At 45.1% G+C, this 16,933-nt stretch carries 14 protein-coding genes; 11 read left to right on the top strand and 3 right to left on the bottom strand.

What is annotated here, in order from left to right:
• Window positions 1-33: 33 nt before the first annotated feature.
• Together hslO and LJE12_RS08195 are read left to right on the top strand one after the other, a co-directional pair.
• Window positions 34-912 (top strand): Hsp33 family molecular chaperone HslO, encoded by an 879-nt coding sequence (gene hslO, locus LJE12_RS08190; RefSeq protein ID WP_227226531.1) that lies wholly within the window; start codon window positions 34-36, stop codon window positions 910-912.
• A 58-nt stretch (window positions 913-970) separates the two neighbouring features.
• Window positions 971-2,887 (top strand): NAD(+) synthase, encoded by a 1,917-nt coding sequence (locus LJE12_RS08195; protein ID WP_227226532.1) that lies wholly within the window; start codon window positions 971-973, stop codon window positions 2,885-2,887.
• Window positions 2,888-2,948: 61 nt separating this feature from the next.
• Here LJE12_RS08195 and LJE12_RS08200 read toward each other — a convergent pair whose 3' ends face one another.
• The gene (locus LJE12_RS08200) at window positions 2,949-3,386 is read right to left on the bottom strand and encodes an FMN-binding protein (protein ID WP_008706640.1); all 438 of its coding nucleotides are present in this window, start codon (window positions 3,384-3,386) and stop codon (window positions 2,949-2,951) included.
• A 103-nt stretch (window positions 3,387-3,489) separates the two neighbouring features.
• Between LJE12_RS08200 and addB the strand changes: the two genes are divergently transcribed.
• A complete protein-coding gene (gene addB / locus LJE12_RS08205) occupies window positions 3,490-6,864 on the top strand; it encodes a helicase-exonuclease AddAB subunit AddB (protein WP_227226533.1) in 3,375 nt (1,124 codons plus the stop codon).
• 1 nt (window position 6,865) lies between these two features.
• On the top strand, window positions 6,866-10,675 hold the full coding sequence (addA, locus tag LJE12_RS08210; protein ID WP_227226534.1) for a helicase-exonuclease AddAB subunit AddA: 3,810 nt from the start codon (window positions 6,866-6,868) through the stop codon (window positions 10,673-10,675).
• 54 nt (window positions 10,676-10,729) lie between these two features.
• On the opposite strand, the gene LJE12_RS08215 is transcribed toward addA, so the two are convergent.
• Window positions 10,730-12,133, bottom strand: a complete 1,404-nt coding sequence (locus tag LJE12_RS08215; RefSeq protein WP_227226535.1) for an RsmF rRNA methyltransferase first C-terminal domain-containing protein — start codon at window positions 12,131-12,133, stop codon at window positions 10,730-10,732.
• 764 nt (window positions 12,134-12,897) lie between these two features.
• Between LJE12_RS08215 and LJE12_RS08220 the strand changes: the two genes are divergently transcribed.
• The 5 genes from LJE12_RS08220 (at window position 12,898) to LJE12_RS08240 (ending at window position 15,546) form a co-directional block, all read left to right on the top strand.
• Complete coding sequence (locus LJE12_RS08220; protein WP_020993548.1) at window positions 12,898-13,218, top strand: PadR family transcriptional regulator; 321 nt, start codon at window positions 12,898-12,900, stop codon at window positions 13,216-13,218.
• On the top strand, window positions 13,215-13,922 hold the full coding sequence (locus tag LJE12_RS08225) for a DUF1700 domain-containing protein (protein ID WP_227218919.1): 708 nt from the start codon (window positions 13,215-13,217) through the stop codon (window positions 13,920-13,922). The genes LJE12_RS08220 and LJE12_RS08225 overlap by 4 nt, the downstream gene beginning before the upstream one ends.
• Entirely contained in the window at window positions 13,919-14,872 is a 954-nt protein-coding gene (locus LJE12_RS08230; protein ID WP_227226536.1) for a DUF4097 family beta strand repeat-containing protein, read from the top strand. The genes LJE12_RS08225 and LJE12_RS08230 overlap by 4 nt, the downstream gene beginning before the upstream one ends.
• Window positions 14,873-15,004: 132 nt before the next feature.
• Entirely contained in the window at window positions 15,005-15,190 is a 186-nt protein-coding gene (locus tag LJE12_RS08235) for a PspC domain-containing protein (RefSeq protein ID WP_118576105.1), read from the top strand.
• 158 nt (window positions 15,191-15,348) lie between these two features.
• Window positions 15,349-15,546 carry a small, acid-soluble spore protein, alpha/beta type gene (locus LJE12_RS08240; RefSeq protein WP_008706625.1) on the top strand — a complete coding sequence of 66 codons (198 nt, stop codon included), beginning with the start codon at window positions 15,349-15,351 and terminating at the stop codon, window positions 15,544-15,546.
• Window positions 15,547-15,610: 64 nt separating this feature from the next.
• On the opposite strand, the gene LJE12_RS20590 is transcribed toward LJE12_RS08240, so the two are convergent.
• Window positions 15,611-15,757: a DUF6783 domain-containing protein gene (locus LJE12_RS20590; protein WP_319017431.1), complete on the bottom strand. Its 147-nt coding sequence runs from the start codon at window positions 15,755-15,757 to the stop codon at window positions 15,611-15,613.
• Here LJE12_RS20590 and LJE12_RS20595 point away from each other — a divergent pair.
• Entirely contained in the window at window positions 15,722-15,823 is a 102-nt protein-coding gene (locus tag LJE12_RS20595) for a DUF6783 domain-containing protein (protein ID WP_319017432.1), read from the top strand. The two genes, LJE12_RS20590 and LJE12_RS20595, sit on opposite strands and share 36 nt — an antisense overlap.
• Window positions 15,820-16,788, top strand: a complete 969-nt coding sequence (locus tag LJE12_RS08245) for a Gfo/Idh/MocA family protein (RefSeq protein WP_119253604.1) — start codon at window positions 15,820-15,822, stop codon at window positions 16,786-16,788. The genes LJE12_RS20595 and LJE12_RS08245 overlap by 4 nt, the downstream gene beginning before the upstream one ends.
• The last annotated feature ends 145 nt before the right edge of the window (window positions 16,789-16,933 follow it).

A 16,933-nucleotide genomic window follows, 5' to 3' on the forward strand; every position in this document is an offset into this window, starting at 1 on the left:
TAATATGAAAGAAATAACAGGAGTAATAAACGAATGAACGATTATATTATCAGAGCAATTGCAGCGAATGATCAGATTCGTGCATTTGCGGCAGTTACTACAGAAACAGTAGAAACAGCGAGACAGGATCACAATACAAGCCCGGTTGCAACAGCGGCACTGGGACGTCTGCTTACAGCAGGTGCCATGATGGGTACCATGATGAAGGGGGATAAGGATGTCCTCACACTTCAGATTAAGGCAGGAGGTCCTCTGGAAGGAATTACTGTGACAGCAGATTCCAAAGGTCGTGTAAAGGGATATGTGGGAAATCCTGATGTATGTATCCCGGCAAACAGCAAGGGCAAACTGGATGTTGCAGGTGCTGTCGGAGTAGGATTTATGAACGTGATCAAGGATATGGGACTGAAAGAGCCTTATGTTGGCCAGGTTGCGCTTCAGACCAGTGAGATCGCAGAAGACCTTACCTATTATTTTGCTACAAGTGAACAGGTACCGTCAGCAGTTGGTCTCGGAGTTCTTATGAATAAAGACAATACAGTACGTCAGGCTGGCGGATTTATCGTGCAGCTGATGCCGTTTGCAGAAGAGAGCACAATTGCGAAGCTTGAGGAAAATGTGCAGAAAATCACATCTGTCACAAATCTTCTGGAAGAGGGGCATACTCCTGAAAGTCTGCTTGAGAAAGTTCTGGAGGGCTTTGACATGGAGATCAATGAGAAAGTTCCTACGGAATTTTACTGTAACTGCAGCAGAGAAAGAGTGGAGAAAGCCCTGATCAGCATCGGAAGAAAAGAACTCAATGAAATGATCCAGGAAGGTAAGTCCATCGAGATGAACTGCCATTTCTGTAATAAGAATTATGAATTTACAGTGGAAGAACTGAAAGAAATCCTGCGTAAATGTAAATAAGAGATGCAAATGTACTGACAGATAGATCTGCCGGAGCACAGGGAAGAAGAGGTAGAAAATGAAAAACGGTTATATCAAAACAGCAGCCGCAACACCTTATATCACAGTTGCAGACTGCAATGCCAATGGAAATGAGATTATCAGACTGATCCATGAGATGGAAAAAGAACATGTGAAGGTTATGGTTTTTCCGGAGCTTTGTATCACAGGCTATACCTGTCAGGACCTTTTCCTGCAGAGACGTCTTCTCGACAGCGCCTGGGAAACTTTGCTGAAGATCACAAAGGAAACTGCTGATGTGGATGCCCTTGTTTTTGTAGGTGTGCCTTTCAGAAATCATGGAAAATTATATAATGTGGCAGCAGTTTTAAACAGAGGCGAGATCATTGGGCTGGTTCCGAAAACTTATCTTCCAAACTATGGAGAATTTTATGAGCAGCGCCATTTTGCGTCAGGTCTTGGATGTCTGGAATATGTGGATATTGAGGAAAAGAGAGTTCCTTTCGGAACAGATATTCTTTTTATCTGTGAGGAGGAGCCGGAGCTTGTGGCAGCAGCAGAGATCTGTGAGGATTTATGGGTGACACTGCCGCCAAGCGTTCTCCATGCACAGGCAGGAGCGAATCTGATTGTGAATCTGTCAGCCAGCAATGAGATGGTCGGAAAGGACAGCTACCGCAGAGATCTTGTTTCCGGACAGTCTGCACGTCTGGTGTGCGGATATGTATATGCAAATGCAGGAGAAGGTGAGTCCACACAGGATCTGGTCTTTGGCGGTCAGAATATGATTGCAGAGAATGGAGTGATCCTTGCGGAAGGAAAACGTTTCCACAATGGTATTGTATACAGTGAGATTGATGTGCAGAGGCTGAACGATGAGAGAAGAAGACTGACTACTTATCAGCCGGCTGACGACAGTGATCACATTAAAGTGTGCTTCCATCTGAATGTGGAAGAGACAAAACTGACCAGAAAATATTCTCAGTATCCTTTCGTACCTTCACGAAAAGAAGAAAGGGATATGCGCTGTGATGAAATTCTGAATATCCAGGCAATGGGACTTAAGAAACGTATGGATCATATCCATTGCCATAAGGCAACAGTGGGACTTTCCGGAGGTCTGGATTCCACACTGGCACTGCTTGTGATCGCAAGAGCCTTTGATCTTTCCGGTGCGGACAGAAAGGATATTCACTGTATTACCATGCCATGCTTTGGAACCACAGACAGAACTTATCAGAATGCCTGCAAATTAAGTCAGTGTCTGGGTGCGACTTTAAGTGAGATCAATATCAAAGAAGCAGTAAATGTACATTTCCGGGATATTGCTCATGATCCGTCTGTGCATGATGTGACTTATGAGAACAGCCAGGCAAGAGAGAGAACGCAGATCCTGATGGACAGTGCAAATCAGGATGGCTCGATTCTGGTGGGAACAGGAGATCTGTCTGAGCTGGCTCTGGGATGGGCAACCTACAATGGTGACCATATGTCCATGTACGGCGTGAATGCTTCAGTGCCGAAAACTCTGGTGCGTCATCTTGTACGTTATTATGCGGATACCTGCAAAGATGAGAAGCTGACAGAGGTTCTTCTTGATATTCTGGATACACCGGTAAGTCCGGAGCTTCTGCCGCCTAAGGATGGCAAGATCGCACAGAAGACAGAAGATCTGGTGGGACCTTATGAACTTCACGATTTCTATCTGTACTATATGCTTCGTGCAGGATTTGAACCGGAGAAAATTTACAGGCTGGCATGTGAGACTTTTGAAGGAATGTATGATAAGGAGACAATCTTCAAATGGCTGAAAACCTTCTATTGGAGATTTTTTGCACAGCAGTTTAAACGTTCCTGCCTTCCGGATGGCCCGAAGGTGGGAAGCGTTGCGGTTTCACCGAGAGGTGATCTGAGAATGCCAAGTGATGCAAGTGCAGGAGTATGGCTGGAGCAGCTTGAAAATATGGATATTTAGAATCGCATAGCGGAGTGGAGGATTCTATCCGCGTGATTTTGCATGGCGAAGCGGAGAACGATCAGTTGTTCTCCGCTTTTTTCAGTGCTGTTTCAATTGCATTCAAAAGAATCATGGAAGTATACTTCTGATCTTCGGAATATTGGATGTTTTCCAGCGACTGGGAGGTATAGATCTGGCTGGCCAGTGATTCCAGAGCCGGTTCCATGAGAGGAAACATGGCTGCGGTGCTTTCGCTTAAATTTACCAGACGGATGGAAGTTACCCTGTCAGAGTCAACGGTTACTTCCAGGTCAAAGGTGTTTTCATTCAGGTCGATGGAGGAAGTATAAATTCCCGGTTTGTACAGGCTTTTGGCATCGGCTGAGGCACTTTTTTTCTGACCGGGTCCAAACATGAAGAAAAGTACAATAGCCAGGATGACAGCAAGAAGAAGGAAAATGCCGGTGTATATAACTTCCTTCATATGTAGGACTATGATTTTTGTTTTTGCACTCATGGTACACGCCTCCTGGATGGTTTTGTATATTCTATTACAGAAGTGCTTAAATTATGATATACTGAAACAACGAATGTGAGTAACCGACAGTAAGGAGAGAAGAATGTCATTACAGTTTATTATCGGCAGTTCCGGTGCCGGAAAGTCTTATTTTGCATATGAGAGAGTAATCCGGGAGTCCATGGAACACCCGGAGAGAAATTACTATATTATTGTTCCGGAGCAGTTTACCATGCAGACACAGAAGACGCTGGTGGAAATGCATCCGGGAAAAGGAATCCTGAATATTGACATCCTGAGCTTTGAACGTCTTGCGTACCGTGTATTTGAAGAAACCGGTGGAGATAACAGAAAGGTTCTGGAAGATACGGGAAAAAGCATGGTGCTGCAGAAAATGGTGCAGCAGCACAGAAAGGAACTTGCCTATCTGGGAAGTCAGATGAATAAGCCGGGATATCTGGATGAGGTGAAGTCTCTGGTTTCAGAATTTATGCAGTATGATATCAGAGAAGAGAATCTGGCAGAAATGAAAGAGAAGGCCAAAGATCAGCCATTACTTGAAATTAAGCTTAAGGATGTGGGAATCCTTTATCAGTCATTCAGGGAATTTCTGAAGGGGCATTATATGACAGGGGAAGAAGTGATGGATGTCCTGCTTAAACAGCTTCCCTTTTCCGAAAAACTTAAGGGAGCGGAATTTCTCTTTGATGGATTTACCGGATTCACGCCAATTCAGGTCAATGTGCTCAGGGAACTTCTGGTCATTGCTGATCGCATAAGTGTTACTGTGACTATGGATGAACGGGAGGATGCTTTTTCTCCGGGAAAAACTTATCAGCTTTTCTTTATGAGCAAGCAGATGATACGGACACTTGCAGGGCTGACCAGAGATCTGGAGGATCCAGTGTATCTGAAACCATCCGGACAGTCCCGGTTTGCACAGGCACCTGCCTTACAGTTTCTGGAGAAAAATATCTTCCGCTACAGAAAGGGCGTGTATGCCGAAGAACAGCAGGAGATAAAAATATTTACTGCGCCATCCCCCCTGGAAGAAATGCGGGAGGCTGCCAGAAGGATGTCAGAACTTGTGCGTACCTGCGGATACCGCTATGGTGAAATTGCAGTGATCACAGGAAATCTGGAAGAATATGCAAGACTTGCAGCACAGGTATTTGAGGAGGCAGATATTCCATATTTTATTGATGAGAAGCATTCGGTAATGATGAATCCTTTTGTGGAGTATCTGCGCGCTGCCATGGAGATGGCGGTACAGGGATTTCCTTATGAGAGTGTTTTCCGTTATCTCAGATGCGGGATGTCAGAAGTTACCAGAGAACAGGCTGATAAGCTGGAGAATTACGTGCTGGCGCTGGGAATCCGGGGATATAAGAAATGGTCTGAAAAATGGGTTCGTGTATACAGAGGAATGGAAGCGGAGAAGATACAGGAACTGAATGAGATCAGAGAAATCTTTGCGGAAGAAGTAAGGGAACTTGCGCAGGGGTTTGGTTCCGGGAAGAAGACAGTGGAAGAGTACTGCCGGATTCTCTATGAGTTTATCCAAAAAAGCAATGTCTGGCAGAAACTGAAACGACAGGAGCGAAAGTTTAAAGAGTCAGGCGATAAAGCAATGGAAAAAGAATATAACCAGATTTATGGAATTGTGATGGACCTGCTGGATAAGATGGTTGAGATTCTTGGCGAAGAAACGGTAAACAGACAGGAGTTCCGACAGCTTCTGGAATCAGGACTTTCTCAGGCAAAAGTAGCGCTGATTCCGCCGAGCATAGATCAGGTAATGGTGGGTGATATGGAACGATCCCGCTTAAAGGAGATTAAGGCGTTGTTCTTTGTTGGCGTGAATGAGGGAAATATCCCAAAGAGCACACAGACAGGCGGAATCTTATCAGAGCTTGACAGGGATTTCTTCCAGGAGCAGGGAGTGGAACTGGCACCGGGGCCTAAAGAACTGATGAATATGCAGAGGTTTTATCTGTATCTGAATATGACGAAACCGGGAGAAAAGCTGATCCTCTCCTATAGTGATACAAATGCAAAAGGAGAAGGCATAAGTCCGGCATATCTGATCGGGAGTATACGCAGTCTGTATCCGAAGCTGGAAATTGAGGGCGGAGCCGGGGTCAGACCCCATAAAAATTCTATAAACAATTATTGTTATCCGGAAAATCCGGAAGCTGGGATTGATCTGTTTCTGGAGAAGCTGGTACAGGAGACAGAGAAAGAACATGAGGATATTCTGGAGCAGGCAGATGAGACGGATGCAATGTTTGGAGAGCTTTATAGCTGGTATCTGCGGAATCCGGAATACAGAAGCAGAGTACAGAAGCTGGTACAGTCGGCTTTTGCCGGAAAACCAAAGGACATTATCAGCCAGAGTGTGGCGAAGGCATTATACGGAGAGGTTTCACCTTACAGTGCTACCAGACTGGAACGTTTTGCAGCCTGTGCATTTGCACATTTCCTTCAGTATGGAATGAAGCTTACCGAGCGTGTGGAATATGAGTTTAAACCTATGGATATGGGAAATGTTATGCATGGAGCACTGGAAAGCTTTGCAGAAGAAGTACGAAAAAGAGGCATGAAATGGACAGAGCTGACAGAACAGGAACGGAATGAGATTGCGGACCGGTGTCTGGATAATATTGTGGCAGATTATGGAAATACAGTGCTCAAAAGCAGTGCCAGAAATGAATATATGATCGAGAGAACAAGAAGAATTCTGCGAAGGACGGTATGGGCACTTCAGAAACAGCTGGAACAGGGAGAATTTCAGCCGGAAGGCTTTGAGGTAACCTTCGGGGGAGGACGGATTGACAGAGTAGATATTATGGAAGATCAGAATAAGGTGTATGTGAAGGTGATTGATTATAAAACCGGAAATACATCCTTTGACCTGGTTTATCTGTATCATGGCCTGCAGTTACAGCTGATGATCTATCTGGATGGTGCTCTGCGTGTAGAGCAGAAGAAATATCCGGATAAGGAGATTATTCCTGCGGGAGTTTTCTATTACAATATCAAGGATCCTATGATCCAGGAGAAGATAGATGCGGATGTGGAAGCAGTCAGTGCAGGTCTTATGAAAGAACTGAAGATGAATGGGCTGGTTCAGGCAGATCCGGAGCTTGTGTACAGGATGGACAGCAGCCTTGGCTCCATTCCTGTCGCATTTAATAAGGACGGAAGCTTTCGCAAAAATTCTTCTGTGGCAGACAGAACACAGTTCGCAGTGCTTGGACGGTATGTAAGGACGAAGATTGAGAAGATAAGAAGTTCTATTCTGGAGGGAGATGCAGAGGTTTCTCCCTATGAGCTCGGAAAAAAGAATGCGTGTACTTATTGTCCGTATATGACGGTATGCGGATTTGACCGCAGGCTGTCAGGATATGAATTCCGCAGACTGAAAAACTTCTCTGATGAGGAATTATGGAAAGCATTTGACAGGGAGGCAGAATAAGATGGGCGTACAGTGGACAAAGGAGCAGCAGGAGGTTATACGGCTGCGGGACAGAAATATTCTGGTCAGTGCGGCAGCCGGGTCCGGAAAAACGGCAGTACTGGTAGAACGTATCCTGAGTAAGATCACAGATAAAGAACACCCTGTGGATATTGACAGACTGCTAATCATGACATTTACAAGAGCGGCAGCAGGTGAAATGAAAGAGAGGATCTCGGCAGCTATTGAAAAAGCACTCTGTGAGGATCCCGATAATGAGCATCTGCAGAGACAGACAACCCTGCTTCATACTGCGCAGATTACAACTATTGATGGTTTCTGTGCCTATATTATCCGGAATTACTTTCATCTGATAGGACTGGATCCGGGATATCGGACGGCAGATGAGGGGGAACTGAAGCTTCTGCGAGGAGATGTTGTGAAAGCGTTGCTTGAAGAATATTATGCCAGGAAAGATGAAAAGTTTCAGAAATTCGTGGAATGCTTTGCAACGGGAAAGTCAGATGATAATCTGGGAAACCTGATACAGAAATTATATGAAATGGCTATGAGCAATCCTTTTCCGCAGGAATGGCTGTCCGGATGTATGGATGATTACAGGATTGATTCCCTGGAAGAGTTAAGAGAGACTGAGTGGATGAAAATGCTCTGGGATGCAGTGAAGGATGAACTGCAGGAAGCGAAGCTTCTGGTGCAGGAGGCGCGAAGAATCTGCTCAGAGCCGGATGGTCCGTATCTGTATGATGAGGCACTGAGCAGTGATCTGCTTCTTATAAGAAGTCTGCAGGAACTGGCAGAGAAAAGAGATTATAATACAACTGCAGAAATACTTATGAAACCCTCATTTGCCCGGCTGAGCACAAAGAAGGCTTCGGATGTAGATGAACAGAAGAAGCAGAGAGTGAAAGATCTCCGGGATGAGGAAAAGGGGATTCTGAAGGAACTGGGGCAGCGATATTTCCAGAGTACAGAGAAGGAACTTCTGGAAGTGATCAGATATATCAGAGGCCCAATAGAGATGTTAGTTGAGCTGACTGTGCAATTTAAAGAGCAGTTCGGAGAGGCAAAGAGAGAAAAGAATATTCTGGATTTTACGGATATGGAACATTTTGCCCTGCAGATACTGATGACGAAAGAAGGGGAAGAAATCCATATGTCTCAGGCTGCAAGAGAGCTCTCCGCAAAGTATGATGAAGTCCTGGTGGATGAATATCAGGACAGTAACTTAGTGCAGGAGCTTCTGACAACAGCAGTATCCGGGTGGATCAACCAGAAGAAAAATATCTTCATGGTAGGAGATGTAAAGCAGAGTATCTATCGTTTCCGTCTGGCAAGGCCGGAGCTTTTCATGGAAAAATATAAAAGTTATTCCACAGAAGAAGCACAGGAGCAGAGAATTGACCTGCACAAAAATTTCCGGAGCAGGGAACAGGTTCTGGAGAGTGTAAACTTTATTTTCCGACAGATCATGGGGGAAGACCTGGGAGGGATTACCTATGACAAAGATGCAGCCCTTTATCCCGGAGCTTCTTTTCCGGAAGGAGAGTCAGAGGAATTTGTAAAGACAGAGGTTCTTCTGGTCGAGAGAGACGGAGAAGAACTGTCTGATGTACAGGACTATGAAGACCCAGGTGTATCGGGAAGCCGCAAAGAAATGGAAAATCAGACCGGACAGGAACTGGAAGCGCTGGCCATTGCACAGAGAATTAAAGAAATTGTGGGAAAAGAACAGATCGTAGATAAAGAGACGAAGGAATACCGGCCTGTGGAATACGGGGATATTGTAATCCTGCTGCGCACTGCCTATGGATGGGCAGAAACCTTCAGGGAAGTGCTGGCGTCTCAGGGAATCCCTGTATATTGTACATCAAGAACCGGATATTTCTCTGCAACCGAGATTGTGACTGTATTGAATTATCTGAAGGTGTGTGACAATCCGCTGCAGGATATTCCGCTTATGGGAGTGCTTCGTTCACCGATCGTCGGATGCACTTCGCAGGAACTGGCAGAGCTTAGAATACAGTATCCTGATGGTCTGCTTTATGAGAGTGTTTCGGCATATGCAGGAGAAAATGAAATCCCCGAAAAAGAACTGGATCCGGATAAGCTGAAATCTGAATTATTAAACAGTAATCTGCGAACAGATGAAAAGAACTCTCTGAATATTAAATTAAAAGGATTTCTGAGTCTCCTTGAAAAGGTAAGAAATATGGCTGCATATACGCCGGTCCACGAACTGATCCTTTATGTGCTGAAAGAAACCGGGTATGGAGATTATGCAAGGGCACTTCCGGGAGGGGAGCAGCGTTTTGCAAATCTTACCATGCTTGTGGAGAAAGCTATGGACTATGAGAAGACAAGCTACAGGGGTCTGTTTAACTTTGTTCGTTATATCGAACAGCTACAGGCATATCAGGTAGACTATGGAGAAGTCAATCTGACAGGAGCGGGCAATACAGCAGTGGAGATCATGACGATCCACAAGAGTAAGGGACTTGAATTTCCGGTAGTATTTGTGGCCGGTATGGGAAAACAGTTTAATTTTCAGGATATGAATGCAGGTCTTTTGCTTCATCCGGAACTGGGAATAGGGACTGATGCTATCATACCGGAGAAACGGGTGATCGCATCTTCGCTGAATAAGCAGGTGATCAGAAGACAGCTTCTGAAGGAGAGTCTGGGAGAGGAACTGAGGGTACTTTACGTTGCCATGACAAGAGCAAAAGAGAAACTGATCCTTACAGGAACAGTCGGAAAGCTGGAAAAGCAGATGCTGTCGCTGTCGCGTTTTCTGGATGAGGAAGAAGAACTGCTCCCACTGGGAACCAGAATGAAAGCAAAGAATTACTGGGCTTTTGTACTGCCTGCACTGGTGCGGCATCGGGCCATGAGTGAACTTCTGTGGGAATATGGAATCCTCATGAAGAAACAGCCGGGGATTTACGATGATATCTCTGAGTTTGTGATAAAAAAGATCACTGTCCGTCAGATGACAGAAAAAGCAGTTCTCATCCAGGCAGGAAACCAGATGCAGGAGGAATATCTGAAGAACTGGGATGAAAATAAAGTGTATGATGAGGCTGTGAAGGAAGAGATAGAGAAGAGATTTTCCTTTGTATATCCGTATAAATATCTGGAAGATATTCCGGTTAAAGTCAGTGTTTCGGATCTGAAAAAGAGAAGCTGGCATGATGAAAGTGAACTGGAAGAGAATATCAGTGTGTCTGCCGAAGAGCAGGAGGAAGAACAGGAAGCGCCGGTTCCCGCATTTATGGCAGAGAAGCAGGAAGAGTATAAGGGGGCTGCCAGAGGTACTGCTTATCACAGAGTAATGGAATGTCTGGATTATGCAGAAGCAGATACAGAGGAACAGCTTCGGGCTCAGTTAAAGAGACTTCTGGAGAGCCGGAAGATGACAGAGCAGGAAGCAGAATGTATCCGGATCCGGGATATCAGGAGGTTTGTGGAGTCCGGGCTGGGGCAGAGGATGAAGAAGGCTGCCATGAAAAAACATCTTTACAGAGAACAGCCTTTTGTGATTCAGAGAAGTGCTTCTATGCTCGATGATGGGTGGAAGAACGAAACAGTGCTGGTGCAGGGAATTATCGATGCCTATTTTATGGAAAGGGATGAGATTGTTCTTGTGGACTATAAAACGGATAGAGTGAAGAGAGGACAGGAACAGAAGCTGATCGATCTGTATCATGTGCAGCTTGAGGATTATGCCCGGGCATTGGAACGGATGACGGGGAAAAGAGTGAAGGAGAAGATCATTTATTCGTTTACATTGCACAAAGAGATATTGCTGTGAGCGGAATAAATATTATTATTGTGAATTCAAATATCCGGCAGGGATAAGCGCGTGTTATACGCGCCACCCTGCCGGATATTTGTTTTTCAGGATCTGGTTGACCAGTTTACCGAAGCCAATGGGATATCCATCTGCACAGAGGAGATGCCAGCCTTTTTTGTGAGCTGCTTCTTCGGGTTCGATATTTAAGGTTTCGCCCTTTAAATATCTGGTGATCCTTTCGTCAGAAGCGGAGAGAGAGATGACTGCTTCTGCTTCATCTTTGCGGATCGCCAGTGCAAGTGGCTGAGACGGCTCGAAGCGGTTTTTCTTCAGGTCACCGAGATAGAGACCGTTTCTTAAGAAGGTGATGCCGCGGAAGTTGTGGGCAACCGGGGGAAGATAGTAGGCTTTATCACCGCGGATTTCCACACGTTCCCAGTCAAATGGCTGACCGCAGAGGGTTTTCAGACCGATTTCGTTCAGAAATTCCGCAATCAGTGGAAATGCGTTTTTGTCCGGTTTTGTGTGAGGACGGGAGCTTTCCTTGATTGCCTGTCCTTTTTTACGGAAGAGCGCAAGGAAGTGTCCCTCTCCATTCATTTTGTGTGGGAAAATCCGGATGCATTTGGTAAGCTCAGGATTTCCGTTTCCCCATTCAGGAACTCCATGGGAGAAGCCTTCATAATCTTCCATTTCTGCCAGTTCCATGTCAGGACGGTTTTCCAGAAGCCAGGAAACAGTTTGTTCGTCTTCTGCAGGCGCGAATGTGCAGGTAGAGTAAAGCATCAGTCCGCCGGGACGGAGCATATCGGCTGCCTGGAGGATAAGCTCTTTCTGGATTTCGGAAAGCTCCATGGATTTTTCGGGAGTCCAGTCTTTGGCAAGTGCTTCTTCCTTACGGAACATTCCTTCTCCGGAGCATGGAGCATCCAGGATGATCTTATCGAAGAATTCGGGGAATGCTTTGGTTAACTTTGCAGGTGTTTCGTTTGCTACGAAGACATTTGGGATGCCGAAGAGTTCCAGGTTGCGAAGGAGGGCTCTGGCGCGGGAAGTGCTGATATCGTTTGCTACCAGAAGTCCCTGTCCCTGAAGTGCTGCGCCTGCTGCAGTTGCCTTGCCGCCCGGGGCTGCGCAGAGGTCCAGGACTCTGTCACCTGGCTCGATGGGGATGCGGGAGGCGGGGGTCATGGCGCTGGGTTCCTGAAGGTAGTAGAGGCCGGCCTGGTAGTATGGGCATCTGGAAGGACGGATGTCTTCATCGTAGAAGTAGCCGTTTTTGATCCATGGGATCTGACGGGTTGGAAATGGAGACAGGTTTTCGAAGTCTTCGCAGGTGATCTTGGAGGTGTTTATGCGCAGGCCGTAGGTTCGGGGGGCGCTGAAGCTGGAGAGGAAGGCGGGGTATTCGTTGCCGAGCATTTCTTTCATTCGGGTGAGGAATGCGGGGTGGAGTTGTGTTGTATTTTCGTTCATAATGGGTTGGTTTCCTTTGCTGTAGTTTTTGATTGGTGGGTGGGGACGCGCAGGAAAATATATCTGTCTGAGTGCGGTTTCGGCATCTAAGATCTTCTAAGCCGGTAAAAATCTGCTAAAAGCATGGAGAAAAATGCAAAACTCGCTCCGCTGCAGGCTTCGCTCAGACAGGTTGCGATTTTTCTCCATAACGCAGATTTCTACCGGCTAAGAAGATCTAAGATGCCTGCAAATGCACTCAGACAGATATATTTTCCTGCGCTGTTTACTGAAAATAACTGTAGTATAACGTGAGGTTTATGGAATATTAAGTTTATGAAATACTATAGCAATTTAATAAAATAATGCAATCAAGACAGTTCAGCAGGACTTCACGCTATGATGGACTGGATTGTTTGCAGTAATTTATGAAATAAGAAATTGATATATAGCAATGCTTTTAAATACATTATTTATGAGGAGTGCTATAGTAAACCGGAAGACGTTAAGGAGGTATTTTCGGTAAAGGTATCAAAATGATTATAAAGTATAAATGATTTTTGCTAAATAGTATTGACAAAATCATATTATACATCATATAATATCGTTAACAAAACAATATTGATGTTCTGTATAGTATGTGAACAGGATGGAATAAATGTATCAGATGTGAAATGGCGTTTACCTTTGGTATAGTCTGGAGCATTTTTCAGACACGCTCTAAGGCTGGATTGCAGAGATGATGCTGTCTGTACAGAACATAATTGAAACGAGGGAGTGAGCATATGGTTTTTAATACGGGTGCTGCGCTTCTGGATGCGGTTGTTCTGGCGGTTGTTTCTAAGGAGAAGGAAGGGACTTACGGGTATAAGATCACGCAGGATGTGCGTGGAGTTCTGGATGTTTCGGAGTCTACTTTGTATCCGGTGCTCAGGAGGCTGCAGAAGGATGATTGTCTGGAGGTTTATGATATGGCGTATGCAGGGCGTAACAGGCGTTATTATAAGCTGACGGACAGAGGTGCTGCGCAGCTGGAGTTTTATAAAGCTGAATGGAAAATTTATGCATCCAAGATAAGCGGGATGTTTGAGGGAGGAATAGGATGATGGACAGGGCGCAGTTTATGCAGGCGCTGGAGAAGCTGCTTGCTGATATTTCCGAGACAGAGAGGCAGGATGCCCTTGATTTTTATAATAGTTATTTCGATGATGCAGGAGCTGAGAATGAAGCTTCGGTGCTCAGGGAACTTGGAAGTCCCGAGAAGGTTGCAGCGATTATCAAGGCGGATCTGAAAGGTTCGGCAGGAGGCTATGAGTATGGAGAATATACGGAGCATGGCTATGAGGATGCCCGAACTAAAGAGAGAGGACAGATGCCTGAGAAATATGGAGAAGAGTCGGGAACAGGGAAGCGTTTTTTCAGAAAGGGGAATCAGGCGGTGCTGATCCTTGCGGTGATTCTGCTGGTTTTTATCTCTCCCTTTGTTAAGGGGGCTGTTGGTGGGATTCTGACATTTGCAGTTGGAATCTTACTGCTTCCGTTCTGGCTGATCGTTGGATTGGGTATAGGCGCTGTGGCTTTACTGGTTGGCGGGCTTGCAGCTGTTGTGGCTGGAGCAGGGCTTTTGACTGTAATGATCGGAACCGGGATCATGACAATAGGAATTGGATGTCTTATGATTGCTCTGGCAATCCTTATGGTATTGGGGCTGATCAGTGTCGCAGTACGTATTGTGCCGAAGTGGTTTCGGAAGATTACCGACTTTTTTAACAGGGTACTTTACAGAAAGAGAAAGGAGGCGGTTAAATGAAGAAGTTTACAAAAGGAATGTTGATCGCAGCGGGGATTTTTGGTGCTGTGGGAATCGGGCTGACAACTGCCGGTGGTGTTATGGGAGCCAGTATGTCGGAACTGACAGGGGTGGAAAGCCTGAAAAGGGTGCTTCTGGTGGCAGACGGGGATTATGATTATGATGACAGCGATGACTATGACAGCGATGATTATGATGACGATGATGATTATGACGATAGTAGTGATTATGATGACAGCGATGATTATGACGACAGTGAGGATTATGCCCGCGCTGTTGATGAGGATGAGGAAGATGGCACTGTATATCAGCTGAAGTATCAGCCCGCAAAGCTGGATATAGAGCTGAAGTACGATGATCTGATCCTGGAAGAGGGTGACAGTTTCTGTGTCAGAGTTTATGATGACAGTGGGAAGAATGTGACAGTGAAGGAGAGTTCAGATACTCTTAAGGTCAAAAGCACAAAAAAACTGTCTAAGAACAGAAAGGTGTGTATTTCTTATCCGGAAGATGTTAAGCTTCAGGAGCTGGAGATTGAGATGGGTGCAGGTACTGTTTATCTGAACAGAGATATTGAGACAGAGAAGCTGAGTGTGGAGATGGGAGCCGGGGAATTTGAAAGTAAGAATCCGGTGACTGCAATGGAGGCAGATCTGGAAATCGGAACCGGAAGTATGACATTTGCAGATCTGAGCGCCAGGAAGACAGATGGAGAATGTGGTCTGGGTGAACTGGATCTGACACTGACCGGTACGCAGGAGGATTATAATTATGATCTGGAATGTGGAGTGGGAAATCTGGATGTAGGTTCTGATTCCTACAGTGGACTTGGACGGGAGAAAACCATTTCCAATAAAGGCGCAGACAGGAAACTGGATCTGGAGTGCGGTATGGGAAATATATCAGTAGATTTCTCCGGGAAAGAGCACAGAGATTTGCAGATATCCTGAAGAGCATATACTCTGACGTGCAGAAATAAAAGTGGTATTTAACCGAATCAAGAAGTTATTCGGTGTAGAGTAAGTAGCGAAGCGGATGATTTTATCTGCTTGACTAATCTGGGTTTAAGGAGGAAATGGAACATGGGTGACAAACGTTTATACAAATCATCAGAAAACAGTATGCTTTGCGGTGTATGTGGAGGAATCGCAGAATATTTTGGTATTGACCCTACGTTGGTGCGTCTGGCATGGGTGATCCTTACCTGCTTTGGCGGTGCGGGAATCTGGGCATATATCATTGCGGCAATTATTATTCCGAAAAGATAACAGAATCTCAGAATCCAATCTGTAATAGACAGAAGTTTAACCGAATCAAGCAAGCAGCGAAGCGGATTGCGAATATCCGTTTGCATGAAATACAGTGAAATACAGTATAAAAATTAAGAAAACAGCCCATACTCCAAAGAAAAGGAGTGTGGGCTGTTTTGAATAAAGAGAAGGAAATAAAAGCTTACCTTGATGGAGAATTATTGCCGGAGGTCAGAATGAAGTATGAAATTGCAGAGGAAATGGGATTGCTGGACAGAGTATTGAGTGATGGATGGAAAAGTCTGTCTGCGAAAGAGACCGGACGGATCGGAGGGTTGATGACGAAACGAAAAAAAGAGAAACTGAAAAAATAAATGAATGATATGGGATAAACATATAACGGAATAAACTTGTTCTCCGGGCGATGATGCTGTAAAATTAAGAATAGGTATTAGAGCGTGTTTGAAAAATCATTCCCACAATCTGCACGCCCCATTTTGAGGTATATTTTTCCCGAATTCGGTTGTCGTAGCCCGCTATGACGCCCTTATTCGAACAAAATCTCCCACAAATTGTGACGCACATCTTGCAGAAAGCCTTTTTCAGACACGCTCTGGAGTAGCGAAGAAATATGGGAGGACAATAAAATGAAGTTAGGTATTCTGGGAGCAGGAGGCATTGCTTCTACTATGGCGAAAACAGTGGCAGGAATGAAAGGTGTGGAGGCGTATGCGGTTGCTGCCCGTGATCTGGAACGTGCCCGGGAATTTGCACAGAAATATGAAGTAAAAAAAGCATATGGATCCTATGAGGAAATGCTGGCAGATGATGAGGTTGGACTGGTTTATATCGCAACTCCTCATTCACACCATTATCTGCATGCGAAAATGTGTCTGGAAGCGGGAAAGCATGTGCTTTGTGAAAAGGCATTTACTGTAAATGCAGAGCAGGCACAAAAATTATTTGACCTTGCAAAAGAGAAAAAGCTTCTGATCACAGAAGCAATCTGGACAAGATATATGCCGTCCAGAAAGATGATCAACGATATTATTGAAAGTGGTGTGATCGGAGAAGTTACGGCAGTTACCGCGAATCTCAGCTATACAGTAAGTCATGTGGAACGTATCCGTAAACCGGAGCTTGCAGGAGGTGCTCTTCTGGATGTAGGCGTATATCCGATCAATTTTGCCTCCATGGTGCTTGGCGATAAGGTAAAGGATGTAAAGGCTACTGCAATCTTTCAGAATGGAGTGGATATTCTGGACAGCATTGCCATGGTGTTTGAGGGAGACCGCATGGCAACCCTTCAGTGTGGAGCAAGAGAAATCTCAGACAGAATGGGAAGTATTTTCGGAACCAGAGGATATATGCAGGTGCAGAATATCAATAATCCGGAAAAGATTACAGTGTTTGATACCGAACATAAAGAAGTGGCTTCTTATGTTGTGCCGGAACAGATCTCAGGATATGAATATGAGGTAGAATCCTGCATGAAAGCAATTCATGAGGGAAAAACGGAGTGTCCGGAAATGCCTCATGCGGAAACAATAAGGATCATGAAAATCATGGACGACATCCGTAAATCCTGGAATTATGAGATTCCCTGTATCGAATAAAAAGTGTGGAATAATCTTATAAAAAAGACCAGTAATGTTTTTGACATATACCCGAAACATTACTGGCTTTTCTGATATTCATGACCATTATACAACATGTCATTCCGTAATTACAGAAACATTCCCGTCCAGTGGTATATTAATA

The organism is Blautia sp. DFI.6.71 (assembly GCF_020593585.1).
GTDB lineage: Bacteria > Bacillota > Clostridia > Lachnospirales > Lachnospiraceae > Blautia_A > Blautia_A wexlerae.

Excerpts from the sequence above, each read along its gene's own strand:
- hslO (WP_227226531.1), top strand. The coding sequence starts at position 34 with ATGAACGATTATATTATCAGAGCAATTGCAGCGAATGATCAGATTCGT.
- LJE12_RS08195 (WP_227226532.1), top strand. The coding sequence starts at position 971 with ATGAAAAACGGTTATATCAAAACAGCAGCCGCAACACCTTATATCACA.
- LJE12_RS08200 (WP_008706640.1), bottom strand. The coding sequence starts at position 3,386 with ATGAGTGCAAAAACAAAAATCATAGTCCTACATATGAAGGAAGTTATA.
- addB (WP_227226533.1), top strand. The coding sequence starts at position 3,490 with ATGTCATTACAGTTTATTATCGGCAGTTCCGGTGCCGGAAAGTCTTAT.
- addA (WP_227226534.1), top strand. The coding sequence starts at position 6,866 with ATGGGCGTACAGTGGACAAAGGAGCAGCAGGAGGTTATACGGCTGCGG.
- LJE12_RS08215 (WP_227226535.1), bottom strand. The coding sequence starts at position 12,133 with ATGAACGAAAATACAACACAACTCCACCCCGCATTCCTCACCCGAATG.
- LJE12_RS08220 (WP_020993548.1), top strand. The coding sequence starts at position 12,898 with ATGGTTTTTAATACGGGTGCTGCGCTTCTGGATGCGGTTGTTCTGGCG.
- LJE12_RS08225 (WP_227218919.1), top strand. The coding sequence starts at position 13,215 with ATGATGGACAGGGCGCAGTTTATGCAGGCGCTGGAGAAGCTGCTTGCT.
- LJE12_RS08230 (WP_227226536.1), top strand. The coding sequence starts at position 13,919 with ATGAAGAAGTTTACAAAAGGAATGTTGATCGCAGCGGGGATTTTTGGT.
- LJE12_RS08235 (WP_118576105.1), top strand. The coding sequence starts at position 15,005 with ATGGGTGACAAACGTTTATACAAATCATCAGAAAACAGTATGCTTTGC.
- LJE12_RS20590 (WP_319017431.1), bottom strand. The coding sequence starts at position 15,757 with ATGTGCGTCACAATTTGTGGGAGATTTTGTTCGAATAAGGGCGTCATA.
- LJE12_RS08245 (WP_119253604.1), top strand. The coding sequence starts at position 15,820 with ATGAAGTTAGGTATTCTGGGAGCAGGAGGCATTGCTTCTACTATGGCG.